The 17,030-nt window shown below is 63.4% G+C and carries 13 protein-coding genes; 10 read left to right on the top strand and 3 right to left on the bottom strand.

All coding sequences use genetic code 11. From position 1 onward, the window contains the following. The 6 genes from AB9K34_RS18885 to ppk2 all read left to right on the top strand — a co-directional run bounded on the left by AB9K34_RS18885 (position 1) and on the right by ppk2 (position 7,811). Complete coding sequence (locus tag AB9K34_RS18885; protein WP_369955976.1) at positions 1–1,014, top strand: alpha-ketoacid dehydrogenase subunit beta; 1,014 nt, start codon at positions 1–3, stop codon at positions 1,012–1,014. A 2-nt stretch (positions 1,015–1,016) separates the two neighbouring features. Continuing rightward, positions 1,017–2,669, top strand: coding sequence for a 2-oxo acid dehydrogenase subunit E2 (locus tag AB9K34_RS18880; protein ID WP_369955975.1), 1,653 nt, complete (start codon positions 1,017–1,019; stop codon positions 2,667–2,669). Positions 2,670–2,671: 2 nt separating this feature from the next. Next, positions 2,672–4,066 carry a dihydrolipoyl dehydrogenase gene (gene lpdA / locus AB9K34_RS18875; RefSeq protein ID WP_369955974.1) on the top strand — a complete coding sequence of 465 codons (1,395 nt, stop codon included), beginning with the start codon at positions 2,672–2,674 and terminating at the stop codon, positions 4,064–4,066. A gap of 138 nt (positions 4,067–4,204) precedes the next feature. Beyond that, the gene (locus AB9K34_RS18870) at positions 4,205–5,923 is read left to right on the top strand and encodes a PHA/PHB synthase family protein (RefSeq protein ID WP_369955973.1); all 1,719 of its coding nucleotides are present in this window, start codon (positions 4,205–4,207) and stop codon (positions 5,921–5,923) included. Positions 5,924–5,961: 38 nt separating this feature from the next. Then, on the top strand, positions 5,962–6,795 hold the full coding sequence (locus tag AB9K34_RS18865) for an alpha/beta fold hydrolase (RefSeq protein WP_369955972.1): 834 nt from the start codon (positions 5,962–5,964) through the stop codon (positions 6,793–6,795). Between the two features lie 95 nt (positions 6,796–6,890). Then, the gene (gene ppk2 / locus AB9K34_RS18860; RefSeq protein WP_369955971.1) at positions 6,891–7,811 is read left to right on the top strand and encodes a polyphosphate kinase 2; all 921 of its coding nucleotides are present in this window, start codon (positions 6,891–6,893) and stop codon (positions 7,809–7,811) included. A gap of 60 nt (positions 7,812–7,871) precedes the next feature. On the opposite strand, the gene AB9K34_RS18855 is transcribed toward ppk2, so the two are convergent. Beyond that, complete coding sequence (locus AB9K34_RS18855) at positions 7,872–8,624, bottom strand: hydroxypyruvate isomerase family protein (protein ID WP_369955970.1); 753 nt, start codon at positions 8,622–8,624, stop codon at positions 7,872–7,874. Between the two features lie 200 nt (positions 8,625–8,824). Next, the gene (locus tag AB9K34_RS18850; protein WP_369955969.1) at positions 8,825–9,406 is read right to left on the bottom strand and encodes a DUF1285 domain-containing protein; all 582 of its coding nucleotides are present in this window, start codon (positions 9,404–9,406) and stop codon (positions 8,825–8,827) included. 68 nt (positions 9,407–9,474) lie between these two features. Between AB9K34_RS18850 and AB9K34_RS18845 the strand changes: the two genes are divergently transcribed. Genes AB9K34_RS18845 through AB9K34_RS18830 form a run of 4 tightly spaced genes read left to right on the top strand, consistent with a single transcriptional unit; the run spans position 9,475 to position 16,155 of the window. Continuing rightward, a complete protein-coding gene (locus AB9K34_RS18845; RefSeq protein WP_369955968.1) occupies positions 9,475–10,482 on the top strand; it encodes an AAA family ATPase in 1,008 nt (335 codons plus the stop codon). Between the two features lie 47 nt (positions 10,483–10,529). Continuing rightward, complete coding sequence (locus AB9K34_RS18840; protein ID WP_369956012.1) at positions 10,530–11,354, top strand: DUF58 domain-containing protein; 825 nt, start codon at positions 10,530–10,532, stop codon at positions 11,352–11,354. Continuing rightward, on the top strand, positions 11,351–14,116 hold the full coding sequence (locus AB9K34_RS18835) for a DUF4159 domain-containing protein (RefSeq protein ID WP_369955967.1): 2,766 nt from the start codon (positions 11,351–11,353) through the stop codon (positions 14,114–14,116). Before AB9K34_RS18840 ends, AB9K34_RS18835 begins: the two co-directional genes overlap by 4 nt. Next, entirely contained in the window at positions 14,113–16,155 is a 2,043-nt protein-coding gene (locus AB9K34_RS18830; RefSeq protein WP_369955966.1) for a hypothetical protein, read from the top strand. Before AB9K34_RS18835 ends, AB9K34_RS18830 begins: the two co-directional genes overlap by 4 nt. 29 nt (positions 16,156–16,184) lie before the next feature. Here AB9K34_RS18830 and AB9K34_RS18825 read toward each other — a convergent pair whose 3' ends face one another. Next, entirely contained in the window at positions 16,185–17,030 is an 846-nt protein-coding gene (locus tag AB9K34_RS18825) for a 2-keto-4-pentenoate hydratase (protein ID WP_369955965.1), read from the bottom strand.

Below are 17,030 nucleotides of genomic sequence, written 5' to 3'. Positions count from 1 at the left end.
ATGGCACAGATGACGATGATCGCGGCGATCCAGAACGCTCATGACCTCGCCATGGGGCGGGACGAGGATGTTGTCGTGTTCGGAGAGGATGTGGGCTATTTCGGCGGGGTGTTCCGTTGCACCGCCGGGCTGCAGGAAAAATACGGGGCCGAACGCTGTTTCGACGCGCCGATCAGCGAACTGGGCATTGTCGGCGCAGGGGTCGGTATGGCGGCCTACGGGTTGAAACCCGTCGTCGAGGTGCAATTCGCGGATTACATGTACCCGGCCTATGATCAGATCGTGTCGGAAGCGGCACGGCTGCGGTATCGGTCGGCGGGTGAGTTCACCTGCCCGATGGTGGTGCGGATGCCGTCGGGCGGGGGCATCTGGGGGGGGCAGACCCACAGCCAGAGCCCGGAAGCGTTGTTTACCCATGTGTCCGGCCTGAAAACGGTGATCCCGTCGAACCCGCAGGATGCCAAGGGGCTGTTGCTGGCCGCGATCGCCGACCCGGACCCGGTGATCTTTCTTGAACCCAAGCGGCTGTACAACGGCCCGTTCGATGGCCACCACGACCGGCCGGTGCAACCGTGGAAGACGCATCCTCTGGGCGAGGTCGACCCGGACTATTATGAAACGCCGCTGGGCAAGGCGGCGATAGCGCGGCCCGGCGGGGATCTGACGGTGGTGACATATGGAACCATGGTGCATGTGGCCATCGCCGCGGCCGAAGAGACGGGCATAGATGCGGAGGTGGTCGATCTTCGCACCCTGATGCCGCTCGATACGGAAACGATAATGGCATCGGTGCAAAAGACCGGCCGTTGTATCGTCCTGCACGAGGCGACGCTGACCTCGGGCTTCGGGGCGGAACTGGCCGCTCAGGTCCAGGCCGAGTGCTTTTATCATCTGGAAGCGCCGGTCGAACGCATCGCGGGTTGGGATACGCCCTATCCGCACGCGCAGGAATGGGCCTATTTTCCGGGGCCGGAACGGGTCGGGCGCAAGATGAAGCAGCTTATGGAGGCGTAGGCATGGGACTGTTCACGATGAAATTGCCTGATGTCGGCGAGGGCATCGCCGAGGCCGAACTGAGCGCCTGGCATGTGAAGATCGGTGATGTGGTCAAGGAGGACGAGGTGCTTGCCGAGGTCATGACCGACAAGGCATCGGTCGAGATTCCCGCTGCGGTCTCGGGCAAGGTGGTCTGGCTTGGCGGCGAGGCGGGCGACAAGATGTCGATCGGGGCAGACCTGATCCGGCTGGAAGTCGAGGGCGAAGGGAACACCTCCGCCGAACAGGCCGCCGCCGCCGACACCCCGCCTGCGGCTGCACCTGCTGCGGACCCCGAACCGCTGGCCGGCCCGACATCGGCGGCACCTGCGATCGACATTCAGGCCGCAGAGGGCAAGGGCCTGTACGAAATCAAGGTTCCAGATGTGGGCGAGGGCATCGCCGAGGCCGAACTGACCTCATGGCTGACAAGCGTCGGCGCGGAATTGCGCGAGGATGATGTCGTTGCCGAGGTGATGACCGAAAAGGCATCGGTTGAAATCCCCACCAACGTATCGGGCAAGGTGCTGTTTCTGGGCGGCGCGGTCGGAGACACGCTGGCCATCGGCAGCACCCTGATGGTGATCGAGGTCGAGGGCGCGGGCAATACGACGGCCGAGGCTCTGGCCGGCAAGCTGGCAAAATCCACGGCCGCGGCTCCGGCCCCGGTAAAACCCGTGGCGAAACCGGCGCCGGCACCCGAACCCAAGGCATCCAAAGCACCTGTCCCGGTCGCCGGACAGCGCCGTGCGGAAGGGGAAAAACCGCTGACGACGCCGTCGGTGCGCAAGCGGGCGCGCGAACTCGGCATTGATCTGCGGCGTGTGCCGGGCAGCGGTCCCGCCGGACGGATCACCCATGAAGACCTGACGCATTTTCACGAGACAGGCGGACAGTTCACAGGTGGCGGCGCTGCAAAACGGCCCATGCGCACCGGCGAGTCCGAGGAAAAGGTGATCGGCCTGCGCCGCAAGATCGCCGAGCGCATGGCGTTGTCCAAGTCGCGGATCCCGCATATCACGATTGTCGAAGAGGTCGATGTGAGCGACCTCGAGGACCTGCGGGCACAGTTGAACAGGGCGCGCGCCGAGACCAAGGGCAAACTGACGGTGCTGCCCTTCGTGATCCGCGCGATTGCCGATGCGGTTGCGGACCAGCCGGAGATGAACGCGCATTTCGAGGATGACGACAGTGTTGTCCGCAAGTTCGACGCGGTCCATATCGGCATCGCGACGCAAACGCCGGGTGGGCTGATCGTGCCGGTGGTGCGACATGCCGAGGCGATGGACCTTTGGGAAAGCGCTGCGGAACTGTCTCGTCTGGCCACCGCGGCGCGTGACGGCAGCGCCAAGCGTGACGAACTGAGCGGGTCGACCATCACCATCACCTCGCTGGGTCCGCTTGGCGCGCTCGCGACGACGCCGATCATCAACTATCCCGAGGTTGCGATTGTCGGGATCAACAAGATGGAGGTGCGACCGCATTGGGACGGGTCGGGTTTCGTTCCCCGCAAGAAGATGAACATCTCGTGCAGCTTTGATCACCGGGTCATCGATGGCTGGGATGCCGCGGTTTTCGTGCAGAAACTCAAGATGCTGCTGGAAACCCCTGCGCTGCTGTTGCTGGAGGACTGATCATGGAAGAACTCAATTGCGAACTGCTGGTGATCGGTTCCGGACCGGGCGGTTATGTCTGTGGCATCCGCGCCGGGCAGCTTGGCGTGGATACCATTGTCGTCGAGTCCAGGGCGCATGGGGGCACCTGCCTGAATGTCGGCTGCATCCCGTCCAAGGCGCTGATCCATGCCGCCGAAGAGTTTCACAAGGCGACCGGATTTACCGCTCCCAACAGCCTCGGTATCTCGGTTCAGGCGCCCGAGATCGATCTGGCGCAAACGGTGGCGTGGAAGGACGGTATCGTGGCGCGTCTGAATGGCGGGGTGGGGGCGTTGCTCAAGCGGGCGGGCGCGCGCGCGATCATCGGACATGCAAGGTTTCGCGACGGCAAATCCGTGATCGTCAAGACCGATATGGGCGAACAGCTGATCCGTGCCGGGCGGATCGTGATCGCCACCGGATCGGAGCCGTTCGAGATCCCCGCGCTGCCCTTCGGTGGCGATGTCATCTCGTCAACCGGTGCTCTGGCGTTGACCAGCGTGCCCGAAAGGCTGATCGTGGTCGGCGGAGGCTATATCGGCCTTGAGATCGGCACGGCGATGGCCAAGCTCGGGTCCGAGGTGACGGTGGTCGAATTCGCCTCGAAAATCCTGCCGCAATACGACAAGGAACTGACCGAACCGGTGGCAAACCGGCTCGAGGCGCTCGGGATCACGGTCATGCTGCAGGCCAAGGCCGAGGGGCTCAATGCGGGCAAGGACCGGTTGAAGGTTAGCCTTGCCGATGGCGAAACGGCCGAGCTGCCCTTTGACAAGGTGCTGGTGGCGGTTGGCCGCAAACCCCGCACCGAGGATGTGGGCCTTGAGGAACTGTCGCTGAGAATGAACGGACCGTTCATTCAAATAGATGACCGGTGCCAGACCTCGATGCGCGATGTTTACGCGATTGGCGATGTCACCGGCGAACCGATGCTTGCCCATCGCGCGATCGCGCAGGGCGAGATGACCGCCGAGATCGTCGCCGGTGGTCCGCACGCCTGGGACAAGCAGTGCATTCCGGCGGTGTGTTTTACCGATCCGGAGATCGTGACGGCCGGGTTGTCGCCCGAAGAGGCCAAGGACCAGTTCGGCGAAACGGTCACGGGCAAGTTTCCCTTTACCGCCAATGGCCGTGCCATGACGATGGAGAACGAGGCCGGGTTTATCCGCGTGGTGGCGCGGGCGGATAATCATGTCGTGGTCGGGATACAGGCGACCGGCGGTGGCATCTCGGAACTGGCGGCGGTGTTTGCCCATGCCATCGAGATGGGCGCACGTCTTGAGGACATCGCGGGAACGATTCATGCCCACCCGACCCAGAGCGAGGGCTTGCAGGAGGCCGCGCTCAAGGCGTTGGGGCACGCCATACATTTCTAGACGCGAAAGGGCGATCAGGTGGACGCGGTTGCGTTCATGAGGCAAAAGGTGCCCGGGCTTTGACGGCTTGCCGGGGCGCTGAGCACATAAAGACAGATTGCGGGTCAGGCCGCAGCGACGACACCCATGGAGGACCCGATGGATCAGGATTTCACCAAGACCTTGTCAGACATGATGCTGACCGCGACCAGGACCCATCCCGTGTTCAAGGGTATGCATACGAGCGGACACCAGAAATTTCTCGACTCCTGGAACCGGGCCGCGCAAACCATGCTCGCGGCAGATACCTGGGGTGATTGGCTCAAGACCTGGTCCTCCTACCAGGCCGATATGGCACAGCTCTGGCTGTCGGGAATGGCGGGCGATGCGACCCCGAGCAAGGATCACCGGTTTGGCGACGAGGCCTGGAGCGAGGGTATTTATCCCTTCCTGCGCCAATCCTATGAAATGACGGCCAAGGCAATGGTCGATCTGGCGGACAAGGCGGGTCTGCCCGAACACGAGCAGCGCAAGCTCAGCTTTTACGCCCGCGTCGCTGCCGACAGCCTTTCGCCGTCGAATTTCGCCCTGATGAATCCGGAAGTGCTCAGGCTGGCGCAGGAAACCGGCGGCAAGAGCCTTGTTGACGGGTTCCAGAACCTGCTGGCCGATCTGGAAAAGGGCTATATCACCACGACCGACGAGTCGGCCTTCAAGGTCGGCGAGAACCTGGCGACGACGCCGGGTGCCGTGATCTATCGAAATTCGCTGATCGAAGTGATCCAGTATGAACCGGTGACGCCGAAGGTCCGCGCCAATCCGATCCTGATCGTGCCGCCCTGTGTCAACAAGTTCTACATCTTTGACATCAATGAAAAGAAGTCGATGGTGCGCTACCTGCTGGAGGAGGGGAATTCCGTCTTCATGATCTCGTGGCGAAACGCCGGCGAGGAGACGCAGGATTACGGCTGGGACGAATACATCACCGAGGGGGTTCTGGCCGCGATCGATGCAACGGCGGATGTCGCGAAGTCAGAGAAGATCGACCTGCTGTCATGGTGCAATGGCGGAACGTTGCTGCTGGCGGCGCTGGCGGTCATGCCGCAGGCACAGAAATCGCTCGTCGGGTCAGCCACGTTCCTGTCGGCGATGCTCGATTTCAGCGATCCGGGCGAGGTCGAGGTGTTTATCGATGATGCCCAGATCGCTGCCTATCAGCAAAGGCTGGAAACGGCCAGGGTGGCACCGGGTCGCGACATTGCCCGCGCGATGGCGATGTTGCACGTGAATGAATCGATCTGGGGGTTTGTGGTCAACAACTATCTCAAGGGCAAGACGCCGCCGCCCTTTGACGTATTGTACTGGAATGCGGATACATCGAACCTGCCGGCCAAATGGTATTCCTATTTCGTCGAGGAGATGTACCATGCCAACCGGCTGAAGGAACCCGGCGCGCTGACCCTGCTCGACACGCCGGTCGACTGCGGGAACATCGACGTACCGTGCTATTTCCTTGCCGCGACAGGGGATCATATCGTGCCGTGGAAAACCTCGTATTCCTCGACGACCTTGCTGCCGCAAGAGGCGGAATTCGTGCTGACGTCAGGCGGGCATGTTTCGGGCACCGTGATCAATCACCCGGTCAGGAACCGCCGCCATTTCATGTCCGGTGGCAAGCGCACCGGATCGGCCGAGGATTGGCTGGCGTCGGCCACGAAATCCGAGGGAAGCTGGTGGCCGCACTGGTTGCAATGGCTCGACGAGACCAGCGGAGATGCGCAGCGGACGGCTCCCAAGACCCTTGGCAACCGCAAGCATCCGGTGCTCGCCCCGGCACCGGGAACCTATGTTCTGGAACAGGTGCCGCAAGACGGCTAGTCTCGCGATCTATGAGGGAAGAGCAGGAGTATCGTATCGTGCCAGACAGTCATGCCGCGCCGGATGGTGGCGTGTTCCGGACCATCCGCGCAAAGGGCGTGAACCTGCGGGTGTTTTCGGTTTGCGAAGGCCGCTCTGGCGTTCCGATGGTGATCTGCAACGGGTTGGGGCAGGCGGTGGAGATCCTCTATCCGCTGATGCACGAATTTCCTGACCGTCCGATCATCACCTTTGATGCCGCCGGAGTGGGGCGCTCGGATGTGCCCGGAACAGATACCACCATTCCCCAACATGCCGCGATGTTGCGCCAGGTTCTGGATGAACTGGCGATCGGCGAATGCGATGTGATGGGTATTTCATGGGGTGGCGCGCTGGCCCAGCAACTGGCGCATGACCATCCGCAGCTGGTGCGCAAGCTGGTGCTCGCCATCACCTCGGCGGGCGGGATCGGCAGCTGGTGGGGTACGCCGCTCGCGCTGGCCGAGATCATGTTTCCCATGCGTTATGTCAACAAGACCTATGGCGATTTCATCGGCCCGTTCATGTATGGCGGAGAGGCGATGTTGCAGCCGGCATTGTTCAGGCAATATGCCAAACACGCGATCCGGCCGAGCTATGAGGGTTATTCCGCGCAGGTCCGCGCATTGTGCAGCTGGACCAGCCTACCGTGGCTGGCCCGCCTGCAACAACCGACGCAGGTTATTGGCGGTGCGCTGGATACGCTGATCCCGGTGGCGAACCAGATCGCGCTCGCTGCGCTGGTGCCGAAATCCCGTATCAAGATCTATCAGGCGGGGCATCTGTTGATGTATTCGCGGCGCACCGAAGTCGGCGCGCTGATCACCGGCTTTCTGGACGAACCATCCGCCTGAGCGCCTGCCGGATCGGTACAGTGCCCTTCATCGTTACATCCATGTCATGAAACGGTGGTTAACGGTGGCGGGAAATGCAGGAAAGGGACTTTGGCATGAACAGCGACAAAGCCGAAGACGGGGCCATCGACTGGCTGCAGGCCGAACTGGCCGACACGCTCGATGAAGATTACGAGCTTGAGCTGGAAGATGCCGCGCTGTCGATGGAGATTCGCAAGATCTACCGTGCGGCACATCCCGAAACGCTGCCCCGTGCCGTGTATTTCTCTGAATTGATCAAGTTGCAGGCCGAGTTGATCCGCCTTCAGGATTGGGTTGTGCACAGCGGTGAAAAGGTCGTTGTGCTGTTCGAGGGGCGCGACAGTGCCGGCAAGGGCGGCGTGATCAAGCGTATCACCCAACGCCTGAACCCGCGTGTCGTGCGCACCGTGGCCTTGCCGGCACCGTCCGACCGCGAAAAGACCCAATGGTATTTCCAACGCTATGTGCCGCATCTGCCCGCGGCAGGCGAAATCGTGCTGTTCGATCGCTCCTGGTACAACCGGGCGGGCGTCGAACGGGTGATGGGCTTTGCCACGGATGCGCAGGTCGAGGATTTCTTTCACGACGTACCCGAATTCGAGCGGATGCTGGTGCGGTCGGGCATCCGGTTGATCAAATACTGGTTCTCGATCACCGATGAAGAGCAGCAGATGCGATTCCTGATCCGGATTCACGACCCGCTGAAACAGTGGAAACTGTCTCCGATGGACCTGCAAAGCCGAGTCCGGTGGGAGAAATACACCAAGGCCAAGGAGGAAATGCTGCTGCGCACCAATATCGAAGAAGCGCCGTGGTATATTGTACAGGGCAATGACAAGAAACGCGCGCGCCTGAACTGCATGAGCCACCTGCTCAGCGTGTTTCCCTATGAAGATGTGCCGAGCGAGGAAATTCACCTGCCCGAGCGCGAGTTCAATCCGGATTACGAGCGGGCCGTTCTGCCCGAAGAGCTCTACGTTCCCCAGAAATACTGAGGCTTCGCCAGCGGTGACTACAGCATTTCGCGATTAACCTGACTCACCCAACGCTTTGGATCAGGGTAGCCAGTTCAGGCTGCTTTCGGTGCGCGGTGTGGTGGGTTTGTATTCGGCGCTGACCCAGCCGGAATAGCCGCTGGCGTCGATGGCGTCGAACAGTGCGTTGAAATCGGTGCGCCCGCTCCCCGGTTCGCTGCGGTTCGGGGCCGCGCCGATCTGCACATGCGTGGCGCGGTCTCGATACTGTTCCCAGACCGCGAGCGCGTCCCCGTGAATGATCTCGGCGTGGTAACTGTCATATTGCAGCCCGACATTGGGTCGGTCGACCGCATCGAGAATCCGGGCCGCAAGCGCGTAATCGTCGAGGAAATAGCCCGGTTGGTCGCCGGGGTTCAGCGGTTCGATGGTAAACCCCTGTTCCGGCGCCTGATCGGCGGCCCATTGCAGGTTGTGGACAAATATCTCTTCCGCTGCGTCATCCTTGGTGTAACCCGCCATGATATGCACGAGGCCGGGGCGCAGTTCGCGCACATAGCGCAGTGTGCGTCTGATGTCGTGCTGAAACCGTCCTTCGCCACCGGGGAGGGCGGCGTAACCGGGGCCTCCCCCGGTATAATTCGGTGGCGGGGCATTGATCAGGACAAGTTTCAGGCCGTTGCGCAACAAGGCGCGACACGTCTCCTTGGCGGGAAAGTCATAGGGGAACAGGATCTCGACGGCCGTAAACCCGGCCGCGGCGGCGGCATCGAACCTGTCCAGAAAGGGCAGCTCGGTAAAGAGCAATGTCAGGTTGGCGGCGAATTTTGGCATATCATCTCGTTCCAGGGGGGTGATTTTGGCGCTTTGCCTTCAATTTTCGGCTCAATCCTTGTGTCAACGCGTTGAAATCGTGGATTTGAGGCTGGACAAGACGAGCAAGAATATCGCCGTAACGCCTTAGCGCTCCGGATCGGGTCATGCCAAGGGTGCTGATGGTGAAATTTTCCTAAAACCGGGCGGGTTTCCGCCACTCAGAGGTTTTCCAGTTCCCTGGACGGAATGACCGCAAAGAATTCGCCCGACGACCACAGCCCGAACCAGCCATCATGATGATCGCCCAGTTCGACCAGACGATAAAAGCTCTTGCGGTCGATCAGTGCCTCAAGACCCGCGCGGATCATCACGTAGGGTGACGGTTCTCCGGTTTCGGCGTCCCGCGCAACACGGATCGGGTGATCTGCCCCGGCAATCGCGGTATCGCCCACATGGGTGGTGAAAGTCAGAACCTGATCTTTCCCGACGCCGCTTGCCTCGAAATCGACGGCGACAAAGGGCGCGTCATCCACGGTGATTCCGACCTTTTCCACTGGCGTGACGAGGAAATACTTGCCGTCCTCCAGCTTGAGGATCGACGAGAAGAGCTTGACCAGCTCGAACCTGCCGATCGGGGTGCCAAGGTAGAACCACGTCCCGTCGCGGGCGATGCGCATGTCCAGATCGCCACAAAATGGCGGATTCCACAGGTGCACCGGTGGCAGGCCGCGCCCCTTTGCAGCGCTGGCGGCGGCGGCGATGCCCTCGGCCGAGGGGGTAACAGCTTTTTGTCCACTCATAGCTTTTGCCATTTCCTCCGGGCGCGATAGACTTATGCTCTAATGTAGGGTTCCCCGAAAGGAATGTCATGTCCGATACCGACGATCTGGTGGCCGAAGTCGAGGCGCTGGAAACCAAGCTTGCGCAGGCCAAGGCCTCGATCACCCGGCGGTTCATCGGCCAGGAGCGGGTCGTCGATCTTACATTGACGGCGCTGCTGTGCGGTGGCCACGGATTGCTGATCGGCTTGCCCGGTCTGGGCAAGACCCGCCTGATCGAGACCTTGTCGACTGTCATGGGGCTGCACGGCAACCGGATCCAGTTTACGCCCGACCTGATGCCAGCCGACATCCTGGGCTCCGAGGTGCTCGACACTGCAGCCGACGGAACCCGGTCGTTCCGTTTCATTCAGGGGCCGATTTTCTGCCAGCTTCTGATGGCGGACGAGATCAACCGGGCCAGTCCGCGCACGCAATCGGCGCTTTTGCAAGCTATGCAGGAACGCACGGTGACGGTGGCGGGCGAAGATCGTCGGCTGGAGCCGCCGTTTCATGTGCTGGCGACGCAGAACCCGATCGAACAGGAGGGGACCTATCCGTTGCCCGAGGCGCAGCTCGACCGCTTTCTCGTGCAGATTGACGTCGACTACCCGGATCGGGAGACCGAGCGCGACATCCTGATCGCCACCACCGGCGTTGAAGAGGACCAGTCGACCGAGGTCTTTTCGCGCGATGAACTGCTTGCCGCCCAGGTATTGCTGCGCCGGATGCCGGTCGGGGATTCGGTTGTCGAATTGATTCTCGATCTGGTGCGGGCGTTTCGCCCGGACGAGCAGGGCGTATCGGACCGGGTTCGCGACACCGTGGCCTGGGGGCCGGGGCCGCGTGCGGCGCAGGCGCTGATGCTGACCGTGCGGGCGCGCGCGCTGCTCGAAGGCCGACTGGCGCCCAATGCGGATGACGTGATCGACATGGCGCGCCCGGTTCTCAGCCACCGGATGGCGCTGAATTTCGCCGCGCGGGCCCGGGGAGACAGTCTGTCCGATCTGATCGATACCACCGCCCGCGCGTTGACGCGGGCCGAGGCGGCGGCGTGATACAGCCCCTGTCCCTTCGGGAACATGCCGAGATCGAAGCCGGCCGCATGCCGCCATTGCTGGCGCGGGCCGAGCATCTGGCCGGTACCGTCCTGTTGGGCGATCACGGACGAAGGCGTGCGGGACTGGGGGATGATTTCTGGCAATACCGTCCGGCGCAGACCGGGGACAGCAAGAGACTGATCGACCATCGGCGCTCGGCGCGGGGAGATCAGCAATTCGTGCGCGAACGGGAATGGCAGATCGCGCAATCGGTGATGCTCTGGGTCGATCAGGGCGCGTCGATGCGTTTCGCCTCGGCTGATAGCCTGCCGACCAAGATAGACCGTGCGCGCCTGCTGGCGCTGGCCGTGGCGATCCTGCTGGTGCGCGGCGGCGAGCGGGTGGGGCTGACCGGTACGGCATTGCCGCCCCGGCGCGGCAAGACCCAGATCCTGCGATTGGCCGAGAGTTTCGCGCTGGACGCGCCCGAGGAGTATTCCGCGCCGGAGCACCGGGCCATGATCCCTCATGCTCGCGCGGTTTTCCTGTCGGATTTTCTTGGCGATATGGACGAGGTTGAACAGGCGCTGACCAAGGCGGCGGATCGCGGTGTGCGTGGCGTCATCCTGCAAATCCTGGACCCCAGCGAGGAGGCGTTTCCGTTCCGCGGACGGACCATCTTCGAAAGTGTCGGCGGCACGCTGCGTCATGAAACGCTCAAGGCGAATGAGTTGCGCGACCGCTATCTGCAACGGCTTGCAGACCGCAAGGCGCGACTGGCGCATCTGTGCCGGACCACCGGCTGGCTTTTCGGGTTGCATCACACCAATGACAGCGCGCAGTCCGGATTGCTCTGGCTTTATCGCGCACTGGACCGGGGCAGCCTATGACGGTGCTTGGTGGAATCGGGTTCGCTTCGCCCTGGCTGCTGCTCGGCCTGCTGGCCCTGCCGATCCTGTGGCTGCTCTTGCGGGCGATCCCGCCGGCTCCGGTGCGCCGCCGGTTTCCGGGTGTGGCTTTGCTGTTGGGGCTGACCGATGACGAAAGCGTTTCGGATCGTACGCCGTGGTGGCTCCTGCTGTTGCGGATGCTGGCGGTTGCGGCGGTGATTATCGGGCTCGCCGGGCCGGTGTTGAACCCGCAGGAGAGCCGGGGCGGCTCGGGTCCGCTTCTGATCCTGATGGACGCAAGCTGGGCCGGGGCGACGCTTTGGTCCGATACCGTCGATCTTGTCGAGGCGCAATTGACCGAGGCGGGCCGGTCCGGTCGCCCGGTGTCGATCCTGCGACTGACCGATCCCGGCGTTCCGTCGTTTCAGGCCGCAGATGCGTGGCGCAACCGTCTGCCGGGTCTGATCCCGGCGCCGTGGTCGGCGACCGAAAAACAGATTGACGCAACCATCGCGGCCCTGTCCGGTATAGAAGGCGGCTTTGATACCCATTGGATCAGCGACGGCCTGGACCACCCGGGGCGCGACGCCCTGCTTGACGCGCTGCGGCTTCGCGGGGCCGTGCGGGCCTATCAGACCGGAAGCGAAGTGACGGGGCTGGCCCCCGCGCGGTACGAGGATGGCGCGGTACAACTGCGCGCGATCCGTTCGCGCGCCGGAACGGATCGCGAAATCACCATTCTGGCGCAGGGTGCGGATCCGGCGGGCAACATGCGGGTTCTCGCTTCGGCATCGGCCACCTTTGAAAGTGATGCGACAAGCGCCACTGCCGGCCTGTCGCTGCCCTCCGAATTGCGTGCGCGCGTCACGCGGTTCGAAATTCAGGGCCAGAGATCGGCGGGCGCGCTGACCCTCAGTGATGATAGCCTGCGGCGTCGTGAAGTTGCGCTGATCGCGGGTCGGGATGACAGGGAGGGTCTGGAGCTGCTGTCACCCCTGCACTATCTCGAGCAGGCATTGGCGCCCACGGCGGAGCTTCTGAACGGGGCGTTGATCGATCTTTTGCCGGCCAATCCGGATGTTGTGGTTCTGGCCGATGTCGCAACGCTGTCAGCAACCGAACAGGCGGCGTTGAGCGAATGGGTTGATGCGGGCGGCACGTTGCTGCGGTTCGCCGGGCCGCGTCTGGCGGCAAGCGACGTCAGCCGCGATGACGAACATCCGTTGATGCCGGTGCGTCTGCGCGCCGGCGGGCGCAGCGTGGGCGGCGCGATGAGCTGGGGCGAGCCAAAGTCGCTTGCGCCCTTCGCCGAAAACTCGCCGTTTCACGGGCTGTCCATCCCCGAGGACGTCACCGTCTCTGCGCAGGTCATGGCGCAACCCGATCCGACACTGGCCGATCGTGTCATCGCGTCGCTTCGCGACGGCACACCGCTGGTGACGCGTAAGACGATGGGGCAGGGACAGGTCATTCTGTTCCATGTCACGGCGAATGCGGAATGGTCGAGCCTGCCGCTTTCGGGCCTGTTTGTCGAGATGCTGGAGCGCCTCGCGGTGTCCTCGGCGGCGGCGACACCGCAGGCTGCGGAACTGGAGGGCACGACCTGGACCCCGGTGCAGGTGATGGACGGGTTCGGAACACTGTCTGACGCGGGCACGCTTGCGGGTGTCGATGGCGCGTCACTGGTTGGCGGACCGGTCGGGCCGGATTTGCAGCCGGGGCTGTATGTCAGCGGGGATCGGCGCCTTGCGCGCAACGTGCTGTCCGCTGAAAGCGAACTGGCAGCCGCGCGCTGGCCAGACGACGTTCCGGTCGAGGGGCTGACGGTGCAGCGGGAAATGCCGCTGGGCGGCGCGCTGCTGGGCCTGGCACTTGCCGTGCTGGCGCTTGATGTGGTCGCGTCACTCGCGCTGTCCGGGCGGCTGGGCCTGTCGCGTGCGGCGGCGGGGCTTGTCGGCGTTCTGCTGGTGATGCAGCCGCTGCAGGGGCGGGCGCAGGACGATGCCGATTCCTTTGCCATCGCCGTGACAAGCGAACTGGTGCTTGCGCATGTTCTGACCGGCGACGATGAACTCGACCGCATCGCGCAGGCGGGTTTGCGCGGCCTGTCCGAGACGCTGTTCTATCGAACCTCGATCGAGCCGGCCGATCCGGTGGGCGTCGATCTGGAACAGGACGAACTGGCCTTCTTCCCTCTGCTGTACTGGCCCGTCACACCCGAGCAGCCGACGCCCTCGGCCGATGCCTATGCACGGATCAACGAATATCTTCGCTCCGGAGGGATGATCCTGTTTGACACCCGCGACGCCGATATCGCCGGTTTCGGTGCGGCCAGCCCGAACGGACGCAAGCTGCAGCAATTGGCCGCCCCGCTGGATATACCACCCCTGGAACCGCTGCCGCCGGATCACGTACTGACCCGGACCTTTTACCTGTTGCAAGATTTTCCGGGCCGCCACACCAGCCGCGAATTATGGGTCGAGGCGGCGCCACCGGATGCGGAGCAGATCGAAGGCATGCCGTTCCGCAACCTCAACGACGGGGTGACGCCGGTCGTGATCGGCGGCAATGACTGGGCGGCGGCCTGGGCGGTCGATGGCAATGGTCGGCCAATGTTGCCCGTCGGGCGCGGATTTGCCGGTGAACGGCAGCGCGAGCTGGCCAATCGCTTTGGCGTCAATCTCGTGATGCATGTGCTCACCGGGAACTACAAATCCGACCAGGTGCATGTTCCCGCGTTGCTTGACAGGTTGGGCCAATGACCGGAACCCTTGTCTTTGATCCGTCGATCCCCTGGGTCGCCATTGCCGTGCTGGGCGCACTGGCGCTTGCGGGGGTGGTGCTGGCACTGTGGCGCGGTCTTGCGGGCTGGGGCTACAGGGCGCTTGCGGCGCTTGTGCTGCTCGGTGCGCTGGCCGGCCCGGTCTATCAGGTCGAAGATCGCGCGCCACTGACCGATATCGTGGTCATGGTCGAGGATCGCAGTGCCAGCCAGATGTTGTCGGATCGAACGATGCAGATGGACGAGGCCGCCGAGGCATTGGCCGCCGAGATCGCCGCACGCCCGAATACGGAACTGCGCCGGGTCACGGTGCGCGACGGCGAGGGAGACGCCGGCACCGAATTGATGACGGCCCTGTCGTCGGTGCTCGCGGAAGAGCCAAGCGCGCGTGTGGCCGGAATCATCGCGCTCAGCGACGGGCGTGTGCACGACATGGAGCGGATGCCGGACATTCCGGCTCCGATGCACATGCTGATGACCGGACGCGATACCGATTGGGACCGGCGGCTGATCGTGCGCAACGCCCCTGCCTTTGCGATCATTGGTGAGCCTGTCACGCTGACCCTGCGGATCGAGGACAGCGGCACCGCGCCAGCCAATGACGGCACCGCGACGCTGGACATCTCGGTGGATGGCGGTGCGGCGCAGAGTTTTGCCGTGCCCGTCGGGCAGGACATCGAATTGCCGGTCACGCTGCCGCATGGCGGTCGCAACGTGATCGAATTCTCGGTGCCGGAGGCCGAGGGCGAGATCACCGAGCGCAACAATACCGCACTGATCCAGATGAACGGCGTGCGCGATCGGCTTCGCGTGCTGCTGGTATCGGGTGAGCCGCATCCCGGTGGCCGCACTTGGCGCAACCTGCTGAAGTCAGACAGCTCCGTGGACCTCGTGCATTTCACCATCCTGCGTCCCCCCGAAAAACAGGACGGTGTCCCGGTGGGAGAGCTTTCGCTGATCGCCTTTCCGACCCGCGAACTGTTTCTCGAAAAGATCGACGATTTCGACCTGATCATCTTTGACCGCTACAAGAGGCGCGGAATCCTGCCGGCGATCTATCTGGACAACGTTGCCAATTATGTCAGCGAAGGGGGCGCGGTTCTGGTTGCGGCGGGGCCGGATTTTGCCGGTGCGGACAGCATCTATCGTTCGCCGCTGGCGCGGGTGCTGCCCGCCGAACCGAGCGCGCGTGTGATCGAAGAGAAATTCCGTCCCGAAATCACCGATATCGGGGCGCGTCACCCCGTGACCGCAGATTTGCAGGGGGAAGAGACCTGGGGCTCGTGGCTGCGCCAGATCGATGTGGACCCGCAGGCGGGCAGGGTGCTGATGAGCGGCGTTGACGAGCGTCCGCTGTTGATCCTCGACCGTGTGGGCGAAGGGCGCGTGGCGCTGCTGGCCTCGGATCATGCGTGGCTGTGGAGCCGGGGATATGACGGTGGCGGGCCGCAGCTTGAACTGCTGCGGCGGCTGGCGCATTGGATGATGAAGGAGCCCGAACTCGAAGAAGAGGCGCTGTGGGCCGAGGCGACGGGCCAGAGCATGCGTATCATTCGCCGGACCCTGTCTGACGAGGTTGGCGCGGTCACGGTGACCGGGCCGGATGGCAGCACTGTCGAACTGCCGCTTGAAGAGGTGTCGGCGGGCAGATTCGAAGCTCTGTATGACGGGCCGGAAATCGGCCTGTATCACCTCGCGGAGGGGGGCCATGAGGCGGTGATCGGTCTTGGCCCCGCGGCCCCGCGTGAGTTTGAAGAGACCATTGCCACCGCAGACATCATGGAACCGGCCATTGCGCGGCTGCGGGGCGGGGTGTTTCGGCTTGAGGATGGTCTGCCGGGCATTCGCACAGTGCGAGAGGGACGTCCGGCTGCCGGTCGTGGCTGGATCGGTCTGACCCCGCGCGGCGCTTACGAGACCCGAGACGTCACGCAATCGCCCTTGCTGCCGGCGTGGCTGGTTCTGCTGTTGGCGTCGACGCTGATCGTCGGGGGCTGGTTGCGCGAAGGGCGGCGCTGAGGCCGCCCCGGTGGCTATTTGTCCGATGTCTATTTGAATGTGACGCTCACTGTCGGATCGCCGGGGAGGCCGGTATATTGTGCGCTCGCGCCGCCCTTGCCCTTGGCCGGCGGCACAAGCGGCCCGAACGACCCGACCGAGACCAGATCACCGGGTTGCAGCGTGATACCCTTGGACATGAGCCAGATCACGGCATTGACCGGATGCCCGAGTACCGCCGTTCCGGGCACCTGGGCGAGCACCTCCCCATCGGTAGCCGACAGGGTTACGGTCATCGATCCAAGCGCGGCATGCATGGCCGCCGGATCGGAAACCGGAATTTCCGCGCCCATCACACCCAGCTTCGGAGCCACCGCGATGGCCGTGAGGGTGACGCCGCTGATTGGTTCGCCCTCGGCCAGGGCCAGGTCGGGGAGTTCGATGAACGGGCGAATGGCCGAGATATGCGCCATTGCGTCCTCGGAGGTTTTGGCCTCGTTGATCGCGGCGCTGCCGACCACAAGCAGCAGATCGGCTTCAAAAAGAGGACGTGCGCCCCAGTTTGCAGGCACCTCGGCGCCATCTTGCAGCAGCATGTCGCGAAACAGCACGCCCCGAACCGGTTCGTTCACGCCAAAGCGGTCTTGCGCGGGCTTGCTGGTCAAGCCCGCCTTGTAGCCGACGACCGGCCCCATCCTTGGCGTCAGCGCGGTGATCAGTTTGGCCTGGGTACACAAGGCATCTTCCATGCTGCCATCCGCCACCAAAGCCTTGGCCGGGGTGTTCTCGGTGTAGTCCGCCACATAGGCGTCAATCTCGGCATCGGTTGCGCAATCGGCCGCCGCCGTGCTGCCAAGACAGATCAGGCAAAGCGCCAGGGTTCGTTTGAGTGTCAT

Source organism: Sedimentitalea sp. XS_ASV28, from assembly GCF_041224545.1.
Classification (GTDB): Bacteria; Pseudomonadota; Alphaproteobacteria; order Rhodobacterales; family Rhodobacteraceae; genus Sedimentitalea.
Note: the sequence above shows the minus strand (reverse complement) of the source record. Positions and strands in the feature narration are given on the sequence as shown.